Origin of the sequence: Aeromonas sp. SER, from assembly GCF_038739615.1 — a bacterium.
Classification (GTDB): Bacteria; Pseudomonadota; Gammaproteobacteria; order Enterobacterales; family Aeromonadaceae; genus Aeromonas; species Aeromonas jandaei.
This window is the reverse complement of the sequence record NZ_JBCGFC010000004.1, coordinates 59,653-80,166: the sequence shown is the minus strand read 5'-3', so window position 1 is coordinate 80,166 and position 20,514 is coordinate 59,653. Positions and strand designations below refer to the sequence as shown.

Annotated in this window: 23 protein-coding genes; 4 read left to right on the top strand and 19 right to left on the bottom strand. The window is 45.4% G+C overall.

What is annotated here, in order from left to right; translation table 11 throughout:
- Positions 1 to 26: 26 nt before the first annotated feature.
- The 15 genes from AAHA41_RS07655 to AAHA41_RS07585 form a co-directional block, all read right to left on the bottom strand.
- Positions 27 to 1,247 carry a hypothetical protein gene (locus AAHA41_RS07655; RefSeq protein ID WP_136502053.1) on the bottom strand — a complete coding sequence of 407 codons (1,221 nt, stop codon included), beginning with the start codon at positions 1,245 to 1,247 and terminating at the stop codon, positions 27 to 29.
- Between the two features lie 12 nt (positions 1,248 to 1,259).
- Positions 1,260 to 2,261, bottom strand: coding sequence for a hypothetical protein (locus AAHA41_RS07650; protein ID WP_136502052.1), 1,002 nt, complete (start codon positions 2,259 to 2,261; stop codon positions 1,260 to 1,262).
- Between the two features lie 136 nt (positions 2,262 to 2,397).
- Positions 2,398 to 3,336, bottom strand: coding sequence for a HEAT repeat domain-containing protein (locus AAHA41_RS07645; protein ID WP_136502051.1), 939 nt, complete (start codon positions 3,334 to 3,336; stop codon positions 2,398 to 2,400).
- Positions 3,337 to 3,420: 84 nt separating this feature from the next.
- Complete coding sequence (locus AAHA41_RS07640) at positions 3,421 to 3,912, bottom strand: hypothetical protein (RefSeq protein WP_136502050.1); 492 nt, start codon at positions 3,910 to 3,912, stop codon at positions 3,421 to 3,423.
- A gap of 36 nt (positions 3,913 to 3,948) precedes the next feature.
- Positions 3,949 to 5,175 carry a hypothetical protein gene (locus tag AAHA41_RS07635; RefSeq protein ID WP_323069339.1) on the bottom strand — a complete coding sequence of 409 codons (1,227 nt, stop codon included), beginning with the start codon at positions 5,173 to 5,175 and terminating at the stop codon, positions 3,949 to 3,951.
- 16 nt (positions 5,176 to 5,191) lie between these two features.
- Entirely contained in the window at positions 5,192 to 5,587 is a 396-nt protein-coding gene (locus AAHA41_RS07630) for a hypothetical protein (RefSeq protein ID WP_323069343.1), read from the bottom strand.
- 57 nt (positions 5,588 to 5,644) lie between these two features.
- Positions 5,645 to 6,100: a hypothetical protein gene (locus tag AAHA41_RS07625; protein WP_136502047.1), complete on the bottom strand. Its 456-nt coding sequence runs from the start codon at positions 6,098 to 6,100 to the stop codon at positions 5,645 to 5,647.
- A gap of 30 nt (positions 6,101 to 6,130) precedes the next feature.
- Complete coding sequence (locus tag AAHA41_RS07620; RefSeq protein WP_323069347.1) at positions 6,131 to 7,075, bottom strand: hypothetical protein; 945 nt, start codon at positions 7,073 to 7,075, stop codon at positions 6,131 to 6,133.
- 17 nt (positions 7,076 to 7,092) lie between these two features.
- Positions 7,093 to 8,238, bottom strand: coding sequence for a hypothetical protein (locus AAHA41_RS07615; RefSeq protein WP_323069350.1), 1,146 nt, complete (start codon positions 8,236 to 8,238; stop codon positions 7,093 to 7,095).
- 2 nt (positions 8,239 to 8,240) lie between these two features.
- Positions 8,241 to 9,233: a HEAT repeat domain-containing protein gene (locus AAHA41_RS07610; protein ID WP_323069353.1), complete on the bottom strand. Its 993-nt coding sequence runs from the start codon at positions 9,231 to 9,233 to the stop codon at positions 8,241 to 8,243.
- Positions 9,234 to 9,404: 171 nt separating this feature from the next.
- Positions 9,405 to 10,067: a hypothetical protein gene (locus tag AAHA41_RS07605; protein ID WP_136502043.1), complete on the bottom strand. Its 663-nt coding sequence runs from the start codon at positions 10,065 to 10,067 to the stop codon at positions 9,405 to 9,407.
- 15 nt (positions 10,068 to 10,082) lie between these two features.
- Positions 10,083 to 10,532 (bottom strand): hypothetical protein, encoded by a 450-nt coding sequence (locus tag AAHA41_RS07600; RefSeq protein ID WP_323069355.1) that lies wholly within the window; start codon positions 10,530 to 10,532, stop codon positions 10,083 to 10,085.
- Positions 10,533 to 10,545: 13 nt separating this feature from the next.
- Positions 10,546 to 10,971 carry a DnaJ domain-containing protein gene (locus AAHA41_RS07595; RefSeq protein WP_136502041.1) on the bottom strand — a complete coding sequence of 142 codons (426 nt, stop codon included), beginning with the start codon at positions 10,969 to 10,971 and terminating at the stop codon, positions 10,546 to 10,548.
- A gap of 66 nt (positions 10,972 to 11,037) precedes the next feature.
- Entirely contained in the window at positions 11,038 to 11,793 is a 756-nt protein-coding gene (locus AAHA41_RS07590) for a LuxR family transcriptional regulator (protein ID WP_323069357.1), read from the bottom strand.
- 217 nt (positions 11,794 to 12,010) lie between these two features.
- Positions 12,011 to 12,370, bottom strand: coding sequence for a helix-turn-helix transcriptional regulator (locus AAHA41_RS07585; RefSeq protein ID WP_323069360.1), 360 nt, complete (start codon positions 12,368 to 12,370; stop codon positions 12,011 to 12,013).
- A 95-nt stretch (positions 12,371 to 12,465) separates the two neighbouring features.
- Here AAHA41_RS07585 and AAHA41_RS07580 point away from each other — a divergent pair, with 95 nt between their 5' ends.
- Positions 12,466 to 12,618, top strand: coding sequence for a hypothetical protein (locus AAHA41_RS07580; protein ID WP_323069363.1), 153 nt, complete (start codon positions 12,466 to 12,468; stop codon positions 12,616 to 12,618).
- Positions 12,619 to 12,881: 263 nt separating this feature from the next.
- Here the strand turns inward: AAHA41_RS07580 and AAHA41_RS07575 are convergent, their stop codons facing one another.
- On the bottom strand, positions 12,882 to 15,350 hold the full coding sequence (locus AAHA41_RS07575) for an ATP-dependent helicase (protein WP_323069365.1): 2,469 nt from the start codon (positions 15,348 to 15,350) through the stop codon (positions 12,882 to 12,884).
- A 602-nt stretch (positions 15,351 to 15,952) separates the two neighbouring features.
- Between AAHA41_RS07575 and AAHA41_RS07570 the strand changes: the two genes are divergently transcribed.
- From AAHA41_RS07570 to AAHA41_RS07560, 3 genes are read left to right on the top strand one after another with little or no spacing between them, the layout of a single operon-like run.
- The gene (locus AAHA41_RS07570) at positions 15,953 to 16,426 is read left to right on the top strand and encodes a hypothetical protein (RefSeq protein ID WP_136502037.1); all 474 of its coding nucleotides are present in this window, start codon (positions 15,953 to 15,955) and stop codon (positions 16,424 to 16,426) included.
- Positions 16,427 to 16,435: 9 nt separating this feature from the next.
- On the top strand, positions 16,436 to 17,083 hold the full coding sequence (locus AAHA41_RS07565) for a hypothetical protein (RefSeq protein WP_136502036.1): 648 nt from the start codon (positions 16,436 to 16,438) through the stop codon (positions 17,081 to 17,083).
- Complete coding sequence (locus AAHA41_RS07560; protein WP_136502035.1) at positions 17,080 to 17,832, top strand: hypothetical protein; 753 nt, start codon at positions 17,080 to 17,082, stop codon at positions 17,830 to 17,832. Before AAHA41_RS07565 ends, AAHA41_RS07560 begins: the two co-directional genes overlap by 4 nt.
- Before the next feature lie 3 nt (positions 17,833 to 17,835).
- Here AAHA41_RS07560 and AAHA41_RS07555 read toward each other — a convergent pair whose 3' ends face one another.
- From AAHA41_RS07555 to AAHA41_RS07545, 3 genes are read right to left on the bottom strand one after another with little or no spacing between them, the layout of a single operon-like run.
- Complete coding sequence (locus AAHA41_RS07555; RefSeq protein ID WP_323069369.1) at positions 17,836 to 18,660, bottom strand: hypothetical protein; 825 nt, start codon at positions 18,658 to 18,660, stop codon at positions 17,836 to 17,838.
- Positions 18,661 to 18,685: 25 nt separating this feature from the next.
- On the bottom strand, positions 18,686 to 19,753 hold the full coding sequence (locus AAHA41_RS07550; protein WP_323069371.1) for a hypothetical protein: 1,068 nt from the start codon (positions 19,751 to 19,753) through the stop codon (positions 18,686 to 18,688).
- Between the two features lie 5 nt (positions 19,754 to 19,758).
- A complete protein-coding gene (locus AAHA41_RS07545; protein ID WP_136502032.1) occupies positions 19,759 to 20,505 on the bottom strand; it encodes a hypothetical protein in 747 nt (248 codons plus the stop codon).
- Positions 20,506 to 20,514: the final 9 nt, after the last annotated feature.

Genomic DNA, 20,514 nt, shown 5'->3' with positions numbered 1-20,514 from the left:
CCTTGTTTATTTTCCATTTCACATACTCAAAAGTGGCGTCTGGAAGAAGTGGGATTGACGCTCTGTGCTGTACTCGGTTGTTTACTGGATAAAGATCTCAGCCGAAGGTCCAATTCTGCCCCTTGTATGGCCTGATAAACTTGGTTTAGCCCAATGGCAAGCAGTCCATCTCCAAGACAAGCCTGAGGTGCCCCGGATTTGGTCTTTATGGGTTGGCATAAAGACAGCCCACCAGCCACTGCTATTTGCCAGTCGTTACTTGTCCTTGCCGCTAATGATTCTCGAGCGGCATCTCTAACCCACGGGCTTTCATCAAGCAGTATTCGCATAATGAGCATTTCAACTGGAGCAGATACGTTCTGGACGGCCTCTTTACGGATGCTCCATTCATCGGCCTCTGCGAGCTCCATGATTAACCCCTGTGGCAGGTTGGGGTTGTGGCATAAGGACTGTCTAACAATGTGTTGTGGGTCTGCCATGAGCTCTGAAAGCACCTCCACTGGGGTGTTCATGTGTTTTGCGACATTCGCCCGAATTTGATTGTGTGTATCCACTGACAGAATACGTAGTAGTGGAGGTGGGCAATTTGGATTTTGGGATAGGTGATCCCGGATATCGGGGCGTACATCATTGACGTGCTGGTGCTGTATATGTAGTGGGCAATTTTTATTCTTCAACGCAGCAGACAAGACCCACACACTTTTATCTGCAGTAAGTGAAACGAGCAGTTCTGGTGGGCAGTTTGGGTTCTGAGCTGCGCCGCGTCTAACCTCCCAAATATCATCAGTAGACAGTCTGCATAGTAGGGGGGGAGGGCATGCTTGGTTGGCCGCTACAGAGGTGCGCACACTGTCATCTTCGTCTTTCGCTAGGATGGCTAGGTGGTCAGTAGGGCAAGCGGCATGGCTAGCAGCTAAGCTGCGCAATTCATCATCCTCATTTGTTGAAAATTTGGCCACTACATCAGAGGGCGCTCGTTCATTAATGACCACCGCCCGGTGTACTTCCCATTCAGGCCGCAATGACAGCATGCGTAGTATATGGGGAGGGCAGTTTTGATTGTTGCCAACTGCGACTGCGACCTTGTTCACTTTATCTTGTGCTAAGAGCTCTAAGACATGTAATGGGCAATCGAGACGACTCGCGATTATAGAGCGGACATCATAATCAGGACCCCGTGCAAGGGCTTCTAGTAACTGATGAGTGCTATGCGGGTCGATTGCTCGTTGTTCGTTAGTGAGAGACATCTGAGATACCTTTTACATCCACAATTTATTAGCAGCATTTGAGGGACCAGGGAGCGATGCATTTGCCTTGTCCGAGTATCCTTCAATCCGAAATGCCAATTCAGTTGATTGGATTGATTGGAAGATGTCGGTAAGGCCTGCTGAAAGTAATGCATCTCCTAAAGTTAGTCCTGGTGACCCCTCGCAAGCTTGCGATAAAGTGAGTCCATTATTGATGGCCTGGACCCAGTCATCGGCAGTCTTTGTGGTAATTATTTCTACCGCTCTTTTCCTCACCTCTTCACTCACATCATTGGATGCAAGTGCGATCACAAGCCCGACCGGTGTGCTGGCGTTATTTGCTACAGCCAATCTAATGGACTTATCAGGCTCAGCATAGAACCTTACAAGGATGTGAGTGGGGCAAGCAGGGTTCCCTGCACAGCTATAACGCACGGTCCCCATGCTGTCATTAGCTAGTTGCGATAACAAATCTGGGGGGCAAGATTGATTAGCTGCCACCCCATGGCGTACCCACCATTCATCGTCATTAGCCAGTTTTTTTTGTAACTCAATAGGACAAGAGATATTGGCACCAACCGATGATCTCAACGACGAGCTTTTGTTCGCAGCCAATATTGAAAGAGTGGCAGGTGTTGCGCTGGGGTTTTTCGCGATAGCAGAGATTACTTGGATGTCTTCGTCATGAGCTAGGAAATGAAGAATAGATTCCGGGCATTTCCTTGCAGTGCCAACAGCCTTGCGCACCCGAATATGCTGGTTGCGTGAAAGAACTTCAAATAATTGTGTTGGGCAATGGGGATGCAGCGCGATAGCTTCGAGAACAGTTGTGCTATAGGCAGCTTTATTCAGCGCCATCAGCACATCTGGGGTGGTGCTGGCGTTTTTTGCGACTGCAACCTGTACGTCCTCATGATCAACTTGAGACAAGCTATAGAGGTCTTCTGCATCCGTATTAATGTCGCTGGCCATTAAAATTTGCTGTTTTCTGATTTGTTGCTTCGGGCTTAGCATGGTCAGTTCCCTATGGGATCTTTATGGTCAATCTGTAATCAGTTCTTCGGCAAGCGTTGCTGCGATCCTACCACGGGATCATGGCGGGTAACCTGTAACATGCACGAGGGTACGCCATGACGTATTTGGGACCATCTTACATTCTCATCGTGGTTGTGCTTTTGGCCTTCTGTGCTGGTGAAGGTGTCTCGGTTGCTTTATTGATTGCGAGAGTCAACTCCTCTGCCTGCATGGACTGATACCCACTGGATACATCGGATGAAATTAGTAGGTCCCCGCATGTTTGAGACCTTTGACTAATTGGGTTGATCAGTGTGGTGTCAAGTGACAGCCCGGAAGTTACCGCGAGTTGCCAGTAGTCAGTCGGCTTTGATTGCAATGAGACGATTGCGGCATTCTGGACATGCTTAACAGGGTCCATCGCGAGAAGCAGGAGATGATGAGGAAGAGTATTTTGGTTTTTAGCAACCTCTGCCCTAATGTACTCCTCATCATCGGTAGCTAAGTGGCCCAACAACTCTCCAGGGCAATTGATGTTTTCCGCGACTGCGATTCTGACTTCATCACTTTCATCTGCTAATAGGGTTTTCAGTAATTCTGCAGGACATGTTTTGTTGCTGGCAACGCAGGCCCTCACTGGTGCGAGGTCATCAGCAAGCACGTATAAATCTTTTTCAGGGCACTGATGGTGAGAGGCGATGTTGCAGAGAACATCCTCTTCATCATCTTGAGATAGCGTATTGAACAGATCTTCTTGTAGGTTTACGTTCGAAGCTAGGGCTGTTCGGACATACCAATGTTCATCATGGGCTAGTAACTGCTGGAGGTTTGGGGGGCATGCGGGGTTAGATGCAACGGCTGATCGTACAAGCTCTAAGGGGTCCGTCACCAGTGTTTCGAGCAGCTTTGGTGGGCACTTCGGGTTAGATGCTACGCCGTGGCGCAACATAGAATCCTCATGCTTTGAAAGGGCCTCAAGTGTTTCGATTGGAGTTGAGGTGCTTTGGGCGGTAGCAAGTAAAACCCGATCCGTTTGCTTAGCGACAAACTGATCACCTTCTTTTTCAAAAAACATATTTTAAACCTCCATTTCTCATTGCCAATGCCAACTTCTTGGATAATTCCTGAACCTCGACATGGTGGTCGAGTCAGGATCACATTATTCGGCTCGCGGTCTAGTCATCCGCTGGTTGGGACTCTTGGTACGATTGAGTCGATGTTGGGTTAGCCATTGATAAGCGAAATTAAGCTGAATTTGGTCTCGTTGGTGGTTATTTGCAGCCTTCTGCATTGCTAGTTCGCGATTCCAGATTGGAAGTTCCTCTTTCCTCTTGCAACCGGCATAGGTCTCCATGTCATGTAGTAGCCCAGTGAAGGTATCAAGCAGGACAAAGTGCCCTCCCAGGGAATGAAATTCGATACCTTTCATGCCATGAGCCTTAAGGTATGCTTCTGCGTTTCTTGCCGTCGGTCCGCAATTCATCGTACTGAGCTTTACAGCTAGTTGCGCGTGAAGCACTGAAGGTTCCCAGTCAGCAGCCTGCTTTTCGGGTAACGCTTCCATCAACACATGGTCAAAGGCTTCAGCGATCAACTTGGTGCGTTTTCGCTTGCCTCCAATCATCAGTAAGATCAGTTTTTTTACCATCATAGAGAAACCTATTATTTTGAGGGGGTTGCCGGTTGTTTACAGCTTCCGAAGCTTGGCACTGCTTGATTGCGGTGCTGGTGGTACTACTACATCTTCCAATATGTTGGAGCTGCAGATCCGATGGGTGAGCTCTGCAGCCTGGATGCTTTGATAGACCGAGATCAAATCCTTTGCGAGTAATGCATCCCCCAGCGTTTGCCGTCCTCTATTTTTACCTGTTGGCATTGTGAGTGATAAGCCATTACGGACTTCATTAAGCCAGTCCTCCGGTCCTTTGCTATTGATGAAGAGCCTTGCAGTAGTGCGGAGTTCTTCAGCTCGATCGCAACATGCCATAACAACTAAGGTTTTGAGGGGTGTTTTTTTGTGCAAGCACACTGTTCTACGTATGGGTAACGCGGCATCTTTGGATAACGCGGCCAAGGCAGTTGGTGTGCATTCCTGATGTGTAGATATCTCTTGCCTGATCTTGAGGATCTCATCCGTGGCAAGAGACTCAATAATTTCAGAAGTAATATTTGGTAGCCTTGCGATTTCAAACCGGACATCTGCAGATTTATCAGAAGCGAGAATAGAAAGGGTACTTGTTGGGGTTGCCCGATTTCGGCAAACGGATGTTCTGACTGTTGAACAGTCATCCTTGGCCAGCAATACGAGGATTTCAGGAGTGGACCGAAAGTGGCTAGCAGCACGAGCTCTAACAATATCACTAGGGTCGCTTGTGAACGTTGCTAGACACTCCTGAGGGCATGCATTATTGGCTGCAACTGATAGGCGTACACTATCGGCCTGATCGCCACTAAGTATTTTCATTATGTCTGCTGGCGTCGAGGGGTGGCCAGCTATTAACCGGCGAATATGTTCTGCCGGGTCTTGAGCCAAAGCCTGAAGTACATCGATTGGACAATTGGGATTTTGAACTACTGCTGCCTTTAACGAGTTTTCCATTGCTAACGAGCGGAGTAGTTCAGATGAACATTTTGGATTTTTAGCAATGGCCGAACGGACGTGTTCATCGGTATCATTTGACAGTGAAAGTAGCTGTGCGGCTGGCAGAGAACTGTTCGATGCGGCCTGAGAACGCACCCATGCACTTAGGTCCTGAGACAGCGCTATCAGTTGTTCAATGGGGCATGCTTTGTGCCTAGCAACGCCACCACGCACTAATTCGTCATGATCTGAGCTCAAGCTCTCCAAAACTGCTGTGGAGACGTCTTTGGGTAAACATTGTTTTTTTTCAAGAGGCCATTTTCGTGCGTCCATCCTCATTATCTCCCTTTCAGTACGCTTTGGATTTTTTAAGAGAGGAGGGCTGATTAAGGTCGATGAAATCAATCATCACTTCGCTGCAATCAGTGCTCTCCCACAGTTCTAATGCCTGGAGAAGAGTTCTGGGCGTCGCTGAAAGCTGTTTGACGACTTTTGCGAAGTCTGTCAGAGAGGGGGAGGCGCTTTTGAGTAGAGTGCCATCAGCTCTCATTGCTAGGTCTTGCAATGTCTCCTCTATGAGGTCCAGTCTGTCTACAGATTTGAGTGCGTCAATGAATGGAGCGATTTCTTCAGGGGCAACCGTGATCTGCTTGCAGTTTTGGGTGGGGCGGCTGCCACACCCTATGAATGTAAAAGCTTGAAATACAGCAGGTAGGTCCAGTCTTACATCAGCTATTGTGGACATAATTGATCGCTCTTGGTTACGATTCGTTGTGAAATCAAGTTAATATTTGCACTCAATTTAGGGGAGAGGAGTGCCTTTAATGAGTTCATCATCTACAATCCAGTCGCGAGATATAAATGCTATCGTAGATTCTGAAGTCGGATCGTTGTTGAAATTGTGGTCCAATAAACATCTTTTAATTTCAGAGGCTAGCTCACTATAACTCTCTCCATTCCCCATAATCGCTGTGAATCCGGCTGGCTGTTCACCTTCTGTAAGATATGGGCATGTTGTTGTACAGGCGTCAAAGTCCTCTACATCATCAAGACATTTATTGCCAGGGCAGTTCGGCTCATCAAAGTATTCATCGTGACACGGCGGAACTATTGCCCGTCGGTAATGAAAGATACTCGCGCCTGTTAGATACCCATCTTCATCGAAATTTATGCTTATTTCTTTGTCATCTACCCTTGCACTAAGAGCGTTTATTTTGTTATCTATGAAAACGATTGGTTGTGCAATGTTACTGTTCATTCTGGCCTCACTATGTTAAGTAAGTGGATGTTATTTTTTGCAATTAAACTCATCAATGGCGTCAGTGTAACCTTTTAAAAAAAGTGATAAATCATTAAGACTAGGTAGATGTAGTCCTGAAATCTTAATGAAATATGTTGACAGTGATTTTCCCAGTGCTAACTTCCATTCCGTTAGTGTTGATGGAAGTTTTACCTCGGTGATTTTTTCTGTTTTGTGATGATTCGACTCTAGTGGTGAGATAGCCTGTTCTTTGTCTGTTTGCATAGTTTTGGCGTTACTGGAGAGCAACTCGGCAATGGCAGATATTGTGTATATGGCAGATGCTTCTTTCGAGGTTGTAACGGAGTTTGTTATTCGCGAGCTGGGTAGTGAGTCGCAGGGCTTGGCGACGTATTCATGAATAAAGTGCTTTATCGAACTTATTGCTGCCTCTTTATCACTTATGATAAAACTTGGTTTCTCAGCAATTATTTGACAAGCGATGTTGATGATTTTTTCTATATCACCCATGTGTTTAGGCGCCGTATAATCATGAGAGAAGGGGATGTTTATTGACGCGGTAGGAATTACACCGCCGATTAGATAAATAGCAGATGCCAAGTGGTATTCTGTCAATCTCCCTTTGTCAAATGATGGCTTTACAATAAGGATTCTTTCGATGGCATCTTGAAAGCAATCACATTTCATCAAGTCGGAATCCAAGGTGGCAGCCTTAAATGAATCTGCAGCAATTCTTATCCATGAGCAAACTGTGAGAGTTTCATCATTATAATCAAAATGAGACTGATATCTGCCATTCGATGAAGTGTAAGCCCTTATGGATGCATAACATTTGGATAGCACTGCTCCGCTCTCCCATAAAGGGTTTGGGTGGCTTGTTTGAAGTGCTTTAGCTACATGTGAAAAACAGAATAGACCTTTTTGTTTGTCTAGCAGGATTAGTGCATGTGTTTTAAGGTTTGGATTTATCATATCGCCATTCCTATTTTTTAAAGTGAGAACGTTGAGGGTTTTCTTGTGTGAGTATAATTTTCGCTTGATGTCGTGCTGGTGGATATTAGCAATTGAATCGTCTCAGCCTGAATGGTTTGATATGCATCAAAACACTCTATCTCTATGAATAGATCTCCAATGTTTTTGCTGGTGGATGATGCATCAAGAGATTGACTTAATGACAGCCCGTCAGCAACGGCTTGTATCCAGAACTCACGTTTTTTGGACTGCAATATTTTTATAGCGTCATCGCGCACTAATTTATGTGGGTCAATGCACCCGTTAACAACTAGCAATATTGGGCATTCATGATGGTTGTATGCATTAATGCGGACACGATAATTATCATCTTGAGTTAGCGAAACTAATAAGTCTTTTGGACAATTTGGGTTAGCTGCAACGCATTCACGAATAGATGCATAATAATCGGATGCGAGCAGTTTCAGAATTTCATCTGGGCATGCTGGGTTTGATGCTACAGAGTGGCGGATACCTTGGTCTTTCTGTATGGCTAGTATCGAGATTGTTTCTTTTGGGCAATGCGGATTCTCTGCGGCAGCATACTTCACCTCATCTTCCTTATCATGTACCAACGCCTGCAGCAGATGCCCAGGGCAATCTGGATTGGCCGCGACTGCAAGGCGAACTTCACGCTCATAATCGCGAGCCAGGTCATCCCATAACACACTCGTCACGGTAGATGAACGAGCTACAGCGATCCGCACAGCTTTAGAGTTGTCCTTGCTCAACTTGGCGAAGATGGGGGAGGGGCACTCACGGTTTTCTGCTACCGCACTTCTTACCCATTCATGAGGGTCATCTGACATAGTGTTGAGCAATGTGGGATGGCACATCGGATTATGTGCGACCTCGCAGCGGACTGACATCTGACCATCATTAGCTAAACGGGAAAGCAATTCTGGGGTGCAATGAATGCTGCCTGCCACAGTGCGCCTAACCTGATGCTGGGCATCATGTGAAAGCTTAATAAGCAGTTCCTGATCGCAAGCTGGATGAAGAGCAACTGCAACACGAACAGCCCAGTCACAATCCTGTGATAAAAGAAATAGTTCGTCGGCAGTGGTGTTTTCTGCTTTAGCGAGAATTCTTTTCTGGCTTGACGTAAGGTCATGAAGGTTCATTTTTACAACCTCAACGCATTGCTATTAAGAGAAGTTGTCCCTGCATGTGGTGCTCTGTTTGATTTTGAGGCGTTCTCTGTTGCTGATGCGGATAATTTATTGAGCAAATTCTTGCTGGTGTGTGGTTGGCTAATGGCACGCTCGATCTGGAGCTGCAACTCTGCTGACTGGATCAGTTGATAGCTATTGCTCAGACCATTGGCAAGCAGTGCTTCGCCTAAAACTACATGAGCATCTTCAGATTGGAACCGCATAGACAGAGACAAGCCATCTTTTACGCCTGATATCCAATCGTTCGATTGGAATTCGGATATTCGCCATAAAGCCTCTTCTCGTATATGACTAAGGTCATCGGAAAATGCCATTACAGTAAGCGTGTAGCAGGGTGTCTGGGGGTGCTTGGCTACAGCAAGGCGGATGCTTTTTTCTGAGTGGGAACTTAGCTCAACTAGCAGTTCTTTTGGGCATGCTGGGTGACAAGCAAGAGCCAAGCTGATGATGGTGTCGTGACAACGTGCATGCATCAGTTGTAGTTCTTTGATAGGTAATGACGGGTTGTTTGATGCGGCCCTCTGCACGTAGAGGTTATTGCCTCTCGCAAATGCCGTGAGGATATCTGCTCTGCAATTGGGGTTTCTCGCTAACGCCATCTGAACTTCATGAGTTTGATCTGATGCCGCAACGTTTTGTAAATCGCTCTCGCGCGGTAAGTTGCGTGCCAACGATGTCCGGACTAACCAATCAGGATCTTTGGCTAGCTGAGTCAAGAGCTGTTCAGGGGCGTTGGGGTTTGATGTGACCCCGGCTCGAACTATGTTACTTTCATCAACAGCTAACTGTTTGAGAGTATCTACAGTGGTTGTTTTGTTGATCGCCACGGCTCTGCGCACATCGGCAGCATCATCGCTAGACAGTCGGGCAAGTGTGATAGGTGCAGTGCTCGGCGCTGAGGCTAAATCAACTTTCTGCTGAACGGTTAGTGTACAGGAGCTCATTGTTGCATCACCAATCTCAATGTATATGCTTATATACTACCAAATAAAAATTGAGATGGCTTTATGTGCTTCGCTTGCTGGCGTCTAAAATCGACTGCCAAAGCAGTCTATTTTGTACTAAATCATTGGTGTTGCTAGGTGTGGGTTACTCATAACGATTAGGCCTGTCTATTAAATGTCTGGAGTCGGCGGCTCGGGAAGGGTTTTGTCTTTTTTGTGCTCTTCTTGGTGAGCTGCTACTAGGACAATCTGGAGGTTATGCTGCTCAGCAGCCAGCTCGGGAGCATCTGCAACACGCTTTATGTGGTGTATATGAGTGGCTTGGCCGTTGATTGGGGCTTGTGAAAGCTGACACACTTGGTCTAAACCTGCATCTTTCAGATCCTTTCGTTTTTGTTCTTTAGCTTTTTTGGATTTTTCTGGCACTTTTGCGGCGGCGATTGAACGTTCCTGCATGGCCATCGGGTCTGCGATTGCTTTGCAAGCTAATTCATGAAAAGTATGCGCTAGTCCTGCTTTGTCAGGATCATCGCTTTGTAACTTGGGTAGATTCCATTTCGCAGCGGTAGGCAACCTAACAAGCACTTCATCATCCAATGAGACGATTTTGTCTTCAGGGGCGTTAGCCACAAGTTCTCGAACCTCGGACTTTGACAGCCCCGTGATTTCATCGAGTTTGCTGACATATACATGCAGGCGGTGATGGATCACCTGAGTGTCAGTTTGCAGCCTAATAAACGTGATGGGGGACGAACTACCTTCAGTGATACTAACTACAGTTTCAGAGCCTTCTTTTAATGTTATTTCTAATGGAAATTTATTGGATTCAGTCATAAAAACTCTCACGAATCAGAGTCCGTCGGATGGATTGCTAATCTTATTAACGATATCCGTGTAACTCAATGGGGCCACTTTGTTTACTGTGTCAATTGTGCTTTTGGTCAGGGCTTGTTGGCTGGTGTCTCTTGGTTGCTCGAGGCGTTCTAATAAGAATTCCACTGTGACGTCTTGTCTCAAGTAAGGCTCGTTGTTTTTCCAACGTCTCTCATCCTCGTCGGCGTTGGCTAACACTTCTTTTAGCGGCCTCATGTCTGTGCCAATGGCCTGCGACAAAGAATGAAGGTTGTAAAAAGGCATGTGAGTCTGATTGGCATGGTCCAGCTCAGTGAAAGACGTTGCCAATAGGGTTTGACTGTTTCTGTCAATAGTATCATCCAGATCTATTGCGACGTCACTGGCGGGGAGGGTGACAAGCTCAGACAGAGGCACCTGGAGAACGGGGAGTTTCTTATCGCTCATGTGGCTAGCACCATTAAAGTGTCATCATGGTGTACAGCTCGTTGAGCTTATCAAATGCTTTTGCTGCGTTCTCGTTGCCAGGATTTTTGTCTGGATGAACTTGCATAGACAATGACTTGTACCACTTTTTAGCTGCCTGGCTATCTTCATACATATTCGCTGTAATGCCCAAAAGTTGATTGCGTCGTTTTCCATCGACTTCAAGCAACAAGAACATCAGCTTGTCTTTGTGTGATTTGAAGTAATCAATGCCTTCTAATGGTTCCTCAACAGAGGTGTGAGATATTTGAGGGGGCTGCAGTTTTGCCAACTGAGACTGAACTAAAGACAATTTCTCAGTCAATGCAATGCGCTCGGCGCGGGCCTTTTTTAGCTTGAAGAACAGAGTGGCACTGAGTGCTGCCAAGCCTACGGTTGTGATAATAAAGAGAGTATTCATAAGAGACCTTTAAGTTGCAAACAATGTGGGGCTTATGAGGGGTGTAAAAAGTGCGGTGCATTGCTATTAAGATGCATTAGGGCTGATCTCATCCTCAATCTCTGCATCTTTAAGCTGTGGCTGTAGAAGCCCTGCCATTCCGGCAGCCATTATAGCGTTGTACTTATTTGTTGCACCTAGCTTTTTAATGGCCTTTGTTAGGTGAAAGTTAACCGTTGCTTCTGCCAAGCCTAGTATCGCAGCGGTGTCTGCAGAGGTTTTGCCTTCACTACACCAGAAAAGGCATTCAATTTCTCGACCAGTTAGAGATGTTTTTTCACGCTTCCCATATGCGACCCTCAACGCCGCATCCAAAATCATGTTGGCCATTAGAAACAACTGAGCCTTGTGCCTATCAATGCAGGTGTCGTTTTTGTCAGTTATAAATGAGAGAACGCCAAATTCACTACGGGGCCCCCTCAGCGGGAAAGATATGCCGTCAACAAGTCCAAAATCTTTGGCTTTCCCCATGACCTCCTGAGCGCCTATAGGGAGCCCGTTGTATTGCTCAATTGAGTTCCAGGTGATCGGCGAGTTTTGCTGCATCGCTAAGTAGAGGATTGGGTCTTTACTGGCGAGTTTGTTTATCCTGTAGTTTTCGACCCAATCTGGGTTGCAGTTTGAAAAGATTAGAAGGTGTGGTCTTCCCAGGTGTTGGGTAGGCATCATGAGTCCCAGCCGATACTGAGTGAACCCTGCTGATAGCGATAGGTCATCGAGGATCTTGATCAGCTCCATCGACGTTTTTACATGACTGAGTTTTTCTGCATACCTGTCGAACATCTGGCTTATCTCGATTCACCTAATTGGTACAACTTACGTCATTGGCTACGTCCGTCAAGGTTGTAGCATTTAGGCACAGGCAATGCAGTTACGCACTGATTGGAGACTGCAGTTCTGCACTGATGGCCGTGTCCATCATACTGCCCTGTAAACTGATTCAGTAAGGTTACCCAGCCTGTCTTGGAGTCTCACAAGCGCCTTGGCCACTATACTCGATTCATTTACGCCTTCTGGTTTTTTTAGGCTGGTAATCAGCCTTAATCCTGGTGATGAGGTCAATCAATAGCGCCCGGTCCTGTTCTTCAAAGCCATAAATCTGTTGTTCTTCTCCTCCCCAAGGGGTGAGCGGCAGCAAATGCTGAATTGGGATGCCGAGGTGATAGCTGAGCTCCGCCATACCCAACAGATCGATGCTAGTCGGATCATCATCGCGAAGCCACCGTCTGACGGTTGCTCGGTCAACGTTGAGTAGTCGTGCTACAGAGCTATATGAGAGGTTGTGATCATCAAAAATGGAACGAAGATGTCTTTTAATGTCCACTAAAAGTGATTGCGCAACTGTCGAGCTACTTCTCATACGCACCTCTTACAACGCAACGAATGACTATTAGATCTTATAGTAGTTTTGTTGCATGAATGTCGCAAATCACTGATTTGCGGGTGAGATTTGTCATGGCTGATTATGGTAAAATGAATAAAGTCAAGTATGGTTATGCGGGAGCTATGTGGTCTATGGCGCAAGGTTATGCGATGACAGATGTAAATACCTTGTGGTGCAAGCATCGCGCTGAGGTTTGCAAATTAAAGGATGAAAAGAATCAATGATGGTTTTTGTTAGTCCTTCGGGTTTAGTAAATATGGTATTTGCCGTTTAGAGTTTTGATCGTTACTTGGTTTTAAATAATTAGTGGGCATCAGCTCAGGGCTGATCGCATTCTCAAAAATGCTAATTTTTATTTTCCTGTTTTACTTGTTCTTTAAAAATTAGGTATGGATCCCTTGCGGAAAACATCTCGCCTGGTGGTTATGGTGGCGTAGCCTATGTGGTGGAGGGGTGTACCGAGCTTGAAGCAGTACACCCCTTTAGTTCAAATATGATAAGTGCGGCGCTTCCGTGACGTATCTTCCACCTTCGGAACTATCTCTGATTGTTTGCCTAGGGGCTGGTCTTGATTGCTGCTAGTTGAGTCTAAGAGTGCAATCCAGTCTTCATCCTTAAGTTGTATATCCGCTGGATCCGAGTTGGTGTTTTGCTCTGTGAGCCCATCATGATTTACGATTTTCAGTAATGGTTTGATGGTGTCGAGAAAAGTCAGCTCTGAGTTTTGTCTGAATTCACCATTAATGAGCCGTGACGCAGCGGTTGTCATATACAACTGTTTTTTCGCTCGAGTCATTGCGACATAAAAAATCCGGCCTTCTTCAGCTAAATCCTCGGTACTGTAATCTTCAGAACGTAAGAAGTTTTCTTGCTCAACGCCAAGTAAGAACACGTGGTCTGCTTCAAGTCCTTTGGATGCATGCATTGTCAGTAGCCGGACTGAGTCGCGGTCGTTTTCTGTGGCATTTTCAGTGCGGAGGGTTAGTTCGGATACGACATCATCCAGAGCTACTCCTGATTCTAAAGTCCTAGTTATGTGCTCTAAAACAATGTTGATATTGTTTTGTCTGCGTCCCCAGGCTTCATCTTGTTCTTGTTCACTCAATCCTTTTTTTTCCCATGACTTAGACTCTTGGGCTTTTAGCAGTGGAGCCATATAGCCATGCCAGAACGACCTAAGCTCCTTGATCAGTGGGAGTTCATCATGAATTGACCGGTAGCCTTCGTTAGGGTCAGTAAAGGTCGCCCGATATCTATCCAGCTCTTCAGGTGTCGCAATGCGTAGGATCTCCGCGAGGTATTGTCGAGCTTGATCTTCTGTATCGCCGGTCTCCATGAACATGCGAACAGCAGAAGATTGAAGCCACTTCTCCCAGTCAGCATCGACCAAGGCCCGCTCACGATGCTCTTTGAGGGCCGATACAAACTCTTTCAGCGATTGAGCTCGTTCTGACTTGCCTCCTGTAACCCGAGATTCCAGTGCTGCCCAGGCAGGCAATGCTTTCTCATGCATTACCTTGCGAAAGTTGGCCCCGGTCATTCCGGAGTTGCTGTTGTCTATAACCCGAGCCATCGCCATCGCATCTTGACGCCTGGCGAAGACGCGCAAGAGAGCGGTAATGTCTTTGACCTCGCGAGTTTCCCAGAACGAGATGTTTCCGATGATTTGGAATCCCAACCCCTGAGCAGATAGGGCGCTCTCCAGTTCACGGAAAAGGCCTTTGTTACGGTATAGGAAGTAAATGCCAGAAGGGGCTTGTCCCTGGTTGATCAGCTCTTGCGCTTTGGTAACCATCCACGCTGCTTCAGTACGGTCGTTACGGAAGTGATGCAGTTCAACTGGGTTGGGGTCGCTGGCATTAGCTCCTTTGGCTTCAAGGACGCCATCGGTGATTTGCTCAGCCATTGTCACGCCAAAGGTGTTTGCTGTTGTGATTATGTGGTTGCTACTACGATAATTTTCTATGAGATCGATAACCTTGCAGTCTTCAAACTGCTTTGGATAATTCGTCATTATCGTGAGGTCTGAGGCTCTGAACTTATAGATGCTTTGCCGAGCATCGCCCACACAAAATATGTTAAATGGGTTTCTCTGTTTTGATGCAATAGAGCAAATCATTGAATACTGAACGGGGTTTGTGTCTTGAAACTCGTCAAGCATGATGTAGTCAAATCTGGAACCAAGTGATCTAGCTACCCTAGGGTCGGCTTTTAAGAGTTGATCTGCCATAACCAGCATTTCGTCGAAATCAACACCATCAACTTCTTGGCAAAGCTCATTATAACTACGCCACACTTTGTTTATGGCACCATCAATGAGATAGGGCTGTTGGTTGACCAGTAGCTTTAAATCATCCTTCTCACGAGAATGCTCTTCAGGATGTTCGATCGATGCGGCTAAAGACATTGCCTTGGCCCAAGTCTCGTTGACGTCACTGTAATTGGCCATGATTGTTCTGGCCATGTCCATGACTGTCAATCCTCGAGCTCGATTGATCGATAGTTTTGATGATATTTGTTTACGCTTATACCCAAGCGCATCAAGCAGATTGCGGACTGGCAGCTCTTGCGATTTGATCGCTTCATCGAGCAGCTTTGTTGCATTGTCCTCATCGAGAGTCAGTACCCCATTGGGATATCCGGCTGTTTTAAAAAAATCATGTTTCGCATATGGCTTAAGAATGTAGCGGAGTACAAAGCTATGAAAAGTGCCAACGACAACGGGATAGCAAGATTCTCCTCCAACATCGTGAACTCTTGTTCGCATCTCTTCAGCTGCAGCATTTGTAAATGTGAGCGCGAGGATGCTCCGAGGGTCAAGGTTGTTTTTTACTAAATGGGCGACGCGATGGGTTACCAACTTGGTTTTACCCGTTCCAGGTCCGGCGTTAACCAATGCTGGCCCATCAATGTGTTGTGCTGCCAGGCGCTGGCGTTCGTTAAGACCATCAAGCATACCCATACCCTCGCGAAGTTTATATGCGTATATATTAGCATTATTGCGCTAAATGGATAGTCTGTAAGGGGAGTGCGGCTAAATGTTACTTTTCAGCTCTAACGTAGAAAGGGTTGCTGGTGGGTCTATTTCTGGTTGATTTTGTTGTTTCCGTATGGGGCACCGCAGGTCGGTTTGTAAGCTGCAATTGGGGCCGCCACTCGCTGTTTGCGGCATGGCAAGATTCAAATGGGGAGACCTTTGCATTGCGACTTAATTGGCATAATTCAATTGAGCCCGGTAACACATGTTTTGAATCCTGATTACGTAACAATTTGAATTTTCTGGGGTTGGCTGTTTTGTATGCTGGTTGGTTTTGCCTAGGGCAGGGTTTCTGTGATGCATGGCGCATTAACAATGAGGGATTGTGATTACAATGAGTTGCCAAATCCAACTCGCATAGCCACCCAGTAAATATTCAGGTTAGCTTTTTATCTTCTAGATGAATTGATGCAACCTGACATGGTTGTTTGCTCTATGAACAAATGTGTAAGATGTGGTATAAAAGCAATCTACCTGAAATTGATTTTTTGAGTTGATAACTATGAGCACTTGGGGTTGGGATGGATACTGATGATGCAGTGAATTTGTTGGCCAGGTGGTTTAACTCGGCAAATATTATTAATTCAATCCATTTGTGCATTGATGACCCAGGACATGGTCCGAGGGCCTTCGTATGGGTCCCTTATAGTCAAAATAGGAATGGAAAACCGGACTGCATAGATGCAATCCCTCGGGAGCAGGCTGATCATCTTTTCAGATTGGTAATTAGCCACTTTAATTACGCCAGACCCATCTATAAACGCGATGAGATTTTCGAGTCAATTGTCATAAAAGAAGGGGTGGTTTTGGATGGCACAAAAATTCACGGAATCTATCAGCCTATGCGTTCAAGCATGGCCAGGCGAATGTTTTTGACGAAAGACCTTAGTCGGCATGAGCGGGGAGAGTTCAACTCTCAGGCAGATGACATCGATCACTCTCTCAGTAAAGTGTTGGATGCAGTGGAAAGTGGCGGCAATAATACTCAAGGCTGAGGTATAGCTATGGAAATTTGGGATAGTATTGAGCTTGGCAATGAGTCTGTTGATGCGTTGATAAGTGGCCTGCATCGGTTTTTTGATGAACATACACCAGATCAAATCAATTTCAATCCAATGATTGATATCTATCAGTCTTGTGAAGATCCGGTAGTCAGGAAAAAGCTTTTGAAAGTTGTGTTGGGTTACCCTCAGTTTGCCCACAAATGTCACCATGAGGGTGAGCCTCCACATGACTTCTCTAGCTGGCTCCTTTCCAGGATCGGTACTGTCGGCATCCCATATTTGCAAGAGTTGGATTGGAACTTCTCATGGGTCGATGCAAATGGTTGTGGTCTCCTGCACAAAATTCATCAATTTAGCTTGAGTGATGAAACGTTGACTGTGTTCATAAATCGATACCCGGATTTGCTTGAACAAAGAAATGTCATGTCTCACACACCGATCGAAACGCATTTGCAACTTGGAAATTTAGAGGAGCTAAATCGCTTGTTGGTGTTGGGTGCAACCTTGCCAAAGTTTGATGATGTGCGGATGGGGCTCCTGCCTGAGATTTCTAAAAATTGGTTGAGCGAAGCTCAGCAGAATGGTTCATCGATGATATACCAAGTGATGCAATGCATTCCTGATAATGTTAAGCGGGTGCTCAATTGATTCGATTGGATTTCGTCAAAATTGCGTTGTTTATCGCGGCCTGTCCATCATTTTTGACTGCGGCAGAGGTTCTTCCTAATTGCTATAAACGCGCGGGTATTGAATTGCCAGCGACAAATTCGACAATCCTGCTGGTGGACGGGAATGTTCAAGCTGATTTTTCTGGCCGGAAAATGGCAGGGAAAGTGCTGAAGGAAGTGGAGGGGGGCGATATGCTTGTGCTTGCATCGTATCGCCAGGGTAAAGTTTCAATCGATCTCTTGGGTGTTGTTCCGAGCGTGGCACCGGAAAAGTTAGATCACGTTGAGTTTCCTTCTGAATTTTCAAAAAACACCTATAGTCGATGTGTAAAAAAAAGTAATTTTGAATACCCACTAAAAATAAGATCTGCGCTGGGAAAGGTGATGCCTTTTGACTCACACAGCTCTTATCCTGGTGAAGACCATCTGAAGATATTGACATCGCTGTTGAATCAGTATGTACCTAGTGATGCAAAGGGGTTGACGTTATATTGGTTTAGTGATGGTTCATATAATGAAACGCAGTTCAATAGGATTGCAGCTCAGCTCGAGTATCCTGAACAGGTTATAAATAGCATTGAATCCACCGGAATGGGTATTCCATCAATGCCTAAGAATAGTCGCGTGGTGATGTATAGCAAAACAACCTATCAGCCCCAAAAATCCGGTTCGCCATGGCAAAGTTATTTCGATGCCATAGGTATTAAGTTTGAGCAAAAATCTTATTGAAATTTATAGTCTGAAATTGTTTTTTGTGGGTGTTTGAATCGTTTCTTGCTGGTGTTGATTAAGCTTTAATTCCAGCTCTACAGATTGAAGCGCTTGATAAATATCTATAAATCCAGCAGATAATAATGAATCACCAAGGCTGCGCCCAATTGATCTTTTATCCACTGACATATCCAAGCTAATTTTTTCTTCAACAGCCTTTATCCAAAAGGTTCTATCGCTTACATCTAGCTGGTCTTTTACTTCATTACGAACATCATCATCATGATCTACTAATAGAAGGATTTTCACTGCTAAAGGACAGTTTCGATTACTAGGTACACAGCCACGAACATCGGAATTCTTGTCTTTCGCAAGCAGAGTCAGTAACTCAACGGGGGCGTTCTGGTTTATGGCCACACTACCCCGGACGTTGCTGGAACCATCTGAGCTCAGAATTTGAAGCAATGATATTGGACAGTTTGGATTGGCGGCAACATTGCTTCGGACGGGCTCAAAGTCCGTGGACAACTTAACCAGAATGTCTGTTGGGCAACTAATGTTACCTGCGACGAAAGACCGTACATCAGTGCTTTCATCATTGCTCAATGTGCCTAACGTGCTTGCCAGGGTCTTAGGATTTAGTCCGACACTTCGCCTGACTAATCCTGATGCATCCTGTGCGAGAGCATCTAGTGATTGGGTAGGTGTACTGTAGTTGCTTGCAACAAGGGTCCTCACATGGCGAGATTCATCTAACGCTAAAATGGACAGGGCAGCTGCACAGGTTTCAGTGTCACGAGCCGAATTGAGCCGAATAGTGAGGGGTTGCCGATTCCAGTCCATCATTTTTCCTCAGAATTATTTTTCAATACTACATGTGCCAACTTGGAATCGTTAATTTTACCACTGGCGGTTCTATATCTATCTTTGATATTTTTTTATGTAGCTCTGTTGAAAGTATTTTTTGGTAAGCATTTGGATTGCTTTGGATGAGTAGATTACCTAAAGTTTCCTGTTTGTTGGATGTAATAAATAGTGGGTCATTAAGCGCCAATATATTTTGGCGTGATAATTCATTCAACTCGTCATTCGATAGCGTTGCTATTAATTCTAGAATTAGTTCTGTTCGATATCCAGAGCATGCACCTCCATTGCGAAGGTGGTTTAATCCATTGGTTACGCCATTAATTGATAGGCGTTCTTCTCGGCGTAAATATTTGATGCACTCATACCTTGGGACATGCATTGAGAAAATGGCATCCCAAGTTGATTTTTTTATTTCAGGGTTTTTTATTAGTGTGTCTATTGGGTCTGGTTCGTATGCACCCAGCTTGTACTCTGCTTTCAATATTAAGCATGCGGTAGATGCGGAAATGTTATGGTGCTTGGCCATGCAATTCCAAACATGAGGGTTTTTGTCTTGATGTTTTAGGGTTGAAAATTTAAGGTGCATAGATTCCGTGCTAGCTGGATGTTGAACTATTAGCCCATAGATGCTTCGATATTTCCAATTTGTAGTGGAATCACTTGAAGTTTCGTAACGTTCTTTATAAAAAGAGAACGCAGCATTTAATTGCTCAGTTGTTAAGTCTGGGTCTTTTAATGTGTCAAGAACCTGCCCTGGATTATAGTAACCAGGAAGCCGAGGATTCGACAGCAGCTCCTTGTAGATTAAAGGATCAGTCTCCCGCTCTAGCCATAAGAGCAGATCATTAAGTGGGAATTCATGCTTACCTGAAATTAGATGAATTGCCACCGCGAAACGCACCTCGGCTGCATGATCTTTTGAGGCTTCAATCAGTTGGTTTAATGTCGGGGTACGTATCTTTTGGATTGCTTTTGCACGGATAATGGGGTCACGGTGCCTTAATAAGGTAGCTCGATCACTATCCTCGCCCTCCAAAATAAGGCGAAAGGCTTGGTTTTGACTCAAACTCATAGGGGTTACATCCGTGGCCGTGTTGGTTGATGGTTGCAGCTAGCATCATCTGCATTGAGCTCTCTCTCTGAGGCGGCCATGGTTTTGTTGGCTAAGGCAGTAAATTGTTGAATTGAAGATCGTAAGCTTGCTCGGTCTGATAGGACCTGAACCGGGTCACCAGAAAGCAGTAAATTTTTCGCCAGTTGATCTCCAAAATCTTGCGCTACAACACTGAGTGTCATGATGAGTTCTCGTCGGTCCTTTTCCGTTAACTGAATGGAATCTGCCGAATGAAATATTTGGTCAAATGTCATGCCAGACTCGGCTTTATGCACTACAGCTTGAAGTAATGCACAGTCAGGGTTACGTAGCCGCATGCGGTGGAAAAGTTTTGCTTCATTAGTGGACGACATTTCATTTTTGAGATCGCGAAATAATTCGTTTTGAAGTCCATTACTACTTGACGAAATTTTAGATAAAACTTCATCTCCATACCCGGTTAAAAGACGAGAGCGAATTGAGACATTCTTTTTGGGAGAGCTTAATGCATTCGAAATTGAATCAGGCAATGAACTGGGAGTGAACGATGCTAAAACCGTCTTACCTTCAGCATGAAGTTCATCATGAGGCATTTTGCTATAACGAATCATCCACTCAGTCATAGCTTGCCCGAGTTTGCCAGTTGTAGATTTCAGCTTATGTGCTTGAAGTTCTTCTTTTCGAATCAACGCATCGGTGATTAGTTTGCTATTTTCTAGGTTGCTATTCATTAGAGTGGC

What these genes read in the sequence shown, in the direction of transcription:
- AAHA41_RS07570 (WP_136502037.1), top strand. Translation starts at nt 15,953, where the DNA reads ATGGATACTGATGATGCAGTGAATTTGTTGGCCAGGTGGTTTAACTCG.
- AAHA41_RS07615 (WP_323069350.1), bottom strand. Translation starts at nt 8,238, where the DNA reads ATGAACCTTCATGACCTTACGTCAAGCCAGAAAAGAATTCTCGCTAAA.
- AAHA41_RS07640 (WP_136502050.1), bottom strand. Translation starts at nt 3,912, where the DNA reads ATGATGGTAAAAAAACTGATCTTACTGATGATTGGAGGCAAGCGAAAA.
- AAHA41_RS07620 (WP_323069347.1), bottom strand. Translation starts at nt 7,075, where the DNA reads ATGATAAATCCAAACCTTAAAACACATGCACTAATCCTGCTAGACAAA.
- AAHA41_RS07610 (WP_323069353.1), bottom strand. Translation starts at nt 9,233, where the DNA reads ATGAGCTCCTGTACACTAACCGTTCAGCAGAAAGTTGATTTAGCCTCA.
- AAHA41_RS07605 (WP_136502043.1), bottom strand. Translation starts at nt 10,067, where the DNA reads ATGACTGAATCCAATAAATTTCCATTAGAAATAACATTAAAAGAAGGC.
- AAHA41_RS07625 (WP_136502047.1), bottom strand. Translation starts at nt 6,100, where the DNA reads ATGAACAGTAACATTGCACAACCAATCGTTTTCATAGATAACAAAATA.
- AAHA41_RS07655 (WP_136502053.1), bottom strand. Translation starts at nt 1,247, where the DNA reads ATGTCTCTCACTAACGAACAACGAGCAATCGACCCGCATAGCACTCAT.
- AAHA41_RS07555 (WP_323069369.1), bottom strand. Translation starts at nt 18,660, where the DNA reads ATGATGGACTGGAATCGGCAACCCCTCACTATTCGGCTCAATTCGGCT.
- AAHA41_RS07600 (WP_323069355.1), bottom strand. Translation starts at nt 10,532, where the DNA reads ATGAGCGATAAGAAACTCCCCGTTCTCCAGGTGCCTCTGTCTGAGCTT.
- AAHA41_RS07595 (WP_136502041.1), bottom strand. Translation starts at nt 10,971, where the DNA reads ATGAATACTCTCTTTATTATCACAACCGTAGGCTTGGCAGCACTCAGT.
- AAHA41_RS07550 (WP_323069371.1), bottom strand. Translation starts at nt 19,753, where the DNA reads ATGAGTTTGAGTCAAAACCAAGCCTTTCGCCTTATTTTGGAGGGCGAG.
- AAHA41_RS07630 (WP_323069343.1), bottom strand. Translation starts at nt 5,587, where the DNA reads ATGTCCACAATAGCTGATGTAAGACTGGACCTACCTGCTGTATTTCAA.
- AAHA41_RS07565 (WP_136502036.1), top strand. Translation starts at nt 16,436, where the DNA reads ATGGAAATTTGGGATAGTATTGAGCTTGGCAATGAGTCTGTTGATGCG.
- AAHA41_RS07585 (WP_323069360.1), bottom strand. Translation starts at nt 12,370, where the DNA reads ATGAGAAGTAGCTCGACAGTTGCGCAATCACTTTTAGTGGACATTAAA.
- AAHA41_RS07645 (WP_136502051.1), bottom strand. Translation starts at nt 3,336, where the DNA reads ATGTTTTTTGAAAAAGAAGGTGATCAGTTTGTCGCTAAGCAAACGGAT.
- AAHA41_RS07590 (WP_323069357.1), bottom strand. Translation starts at nt 11,793, where the DNA reads ATGTTCGACAGGTATGCAGAAAAACTCAGTCATGTAAAAACGTCGATG.
- AAHA41_RS07650 (WP_136502052.1), bottom strand. Translation starts at nt 2,261, where the DNA reads ATGCTAAGCCCGAAGCAACAAATCAGAAAACAGCAAATTTTAATGGCC.
- AAHA41_RS07580 (WP_323069363.1), top strand. Translation starts at nt 12,466, where the DNA reads ATGGCTGATTATGGTAAAATGAATAAAGTCAAGTATGGTTATGCGGGA.
- AAHA41_RS07635 (WP_323069339.1), bottom strand. Translation starts at nt 5,175, where the DNA reads ATGGACGCACGAAAATGGCCTCTTGAAAAAAAACAATGTTTACCCAAA.
- AAHA41_RS07575 (WP_323069365.1), bottom strand. Translation starts at nt 15,350, where the DNA reads ATGCTTGATGGTCTTAACGAACGCCAGCGCCTGGCAGCACAACACATT.
- AAHA41_RS07545 (WP_136502032.1), bottom strand. Translation starts at nt 20,505, where the DNA reads ATGAATAGCAACCTAGAAAATAGCAAACTAATCACCGATGCGTTGATT.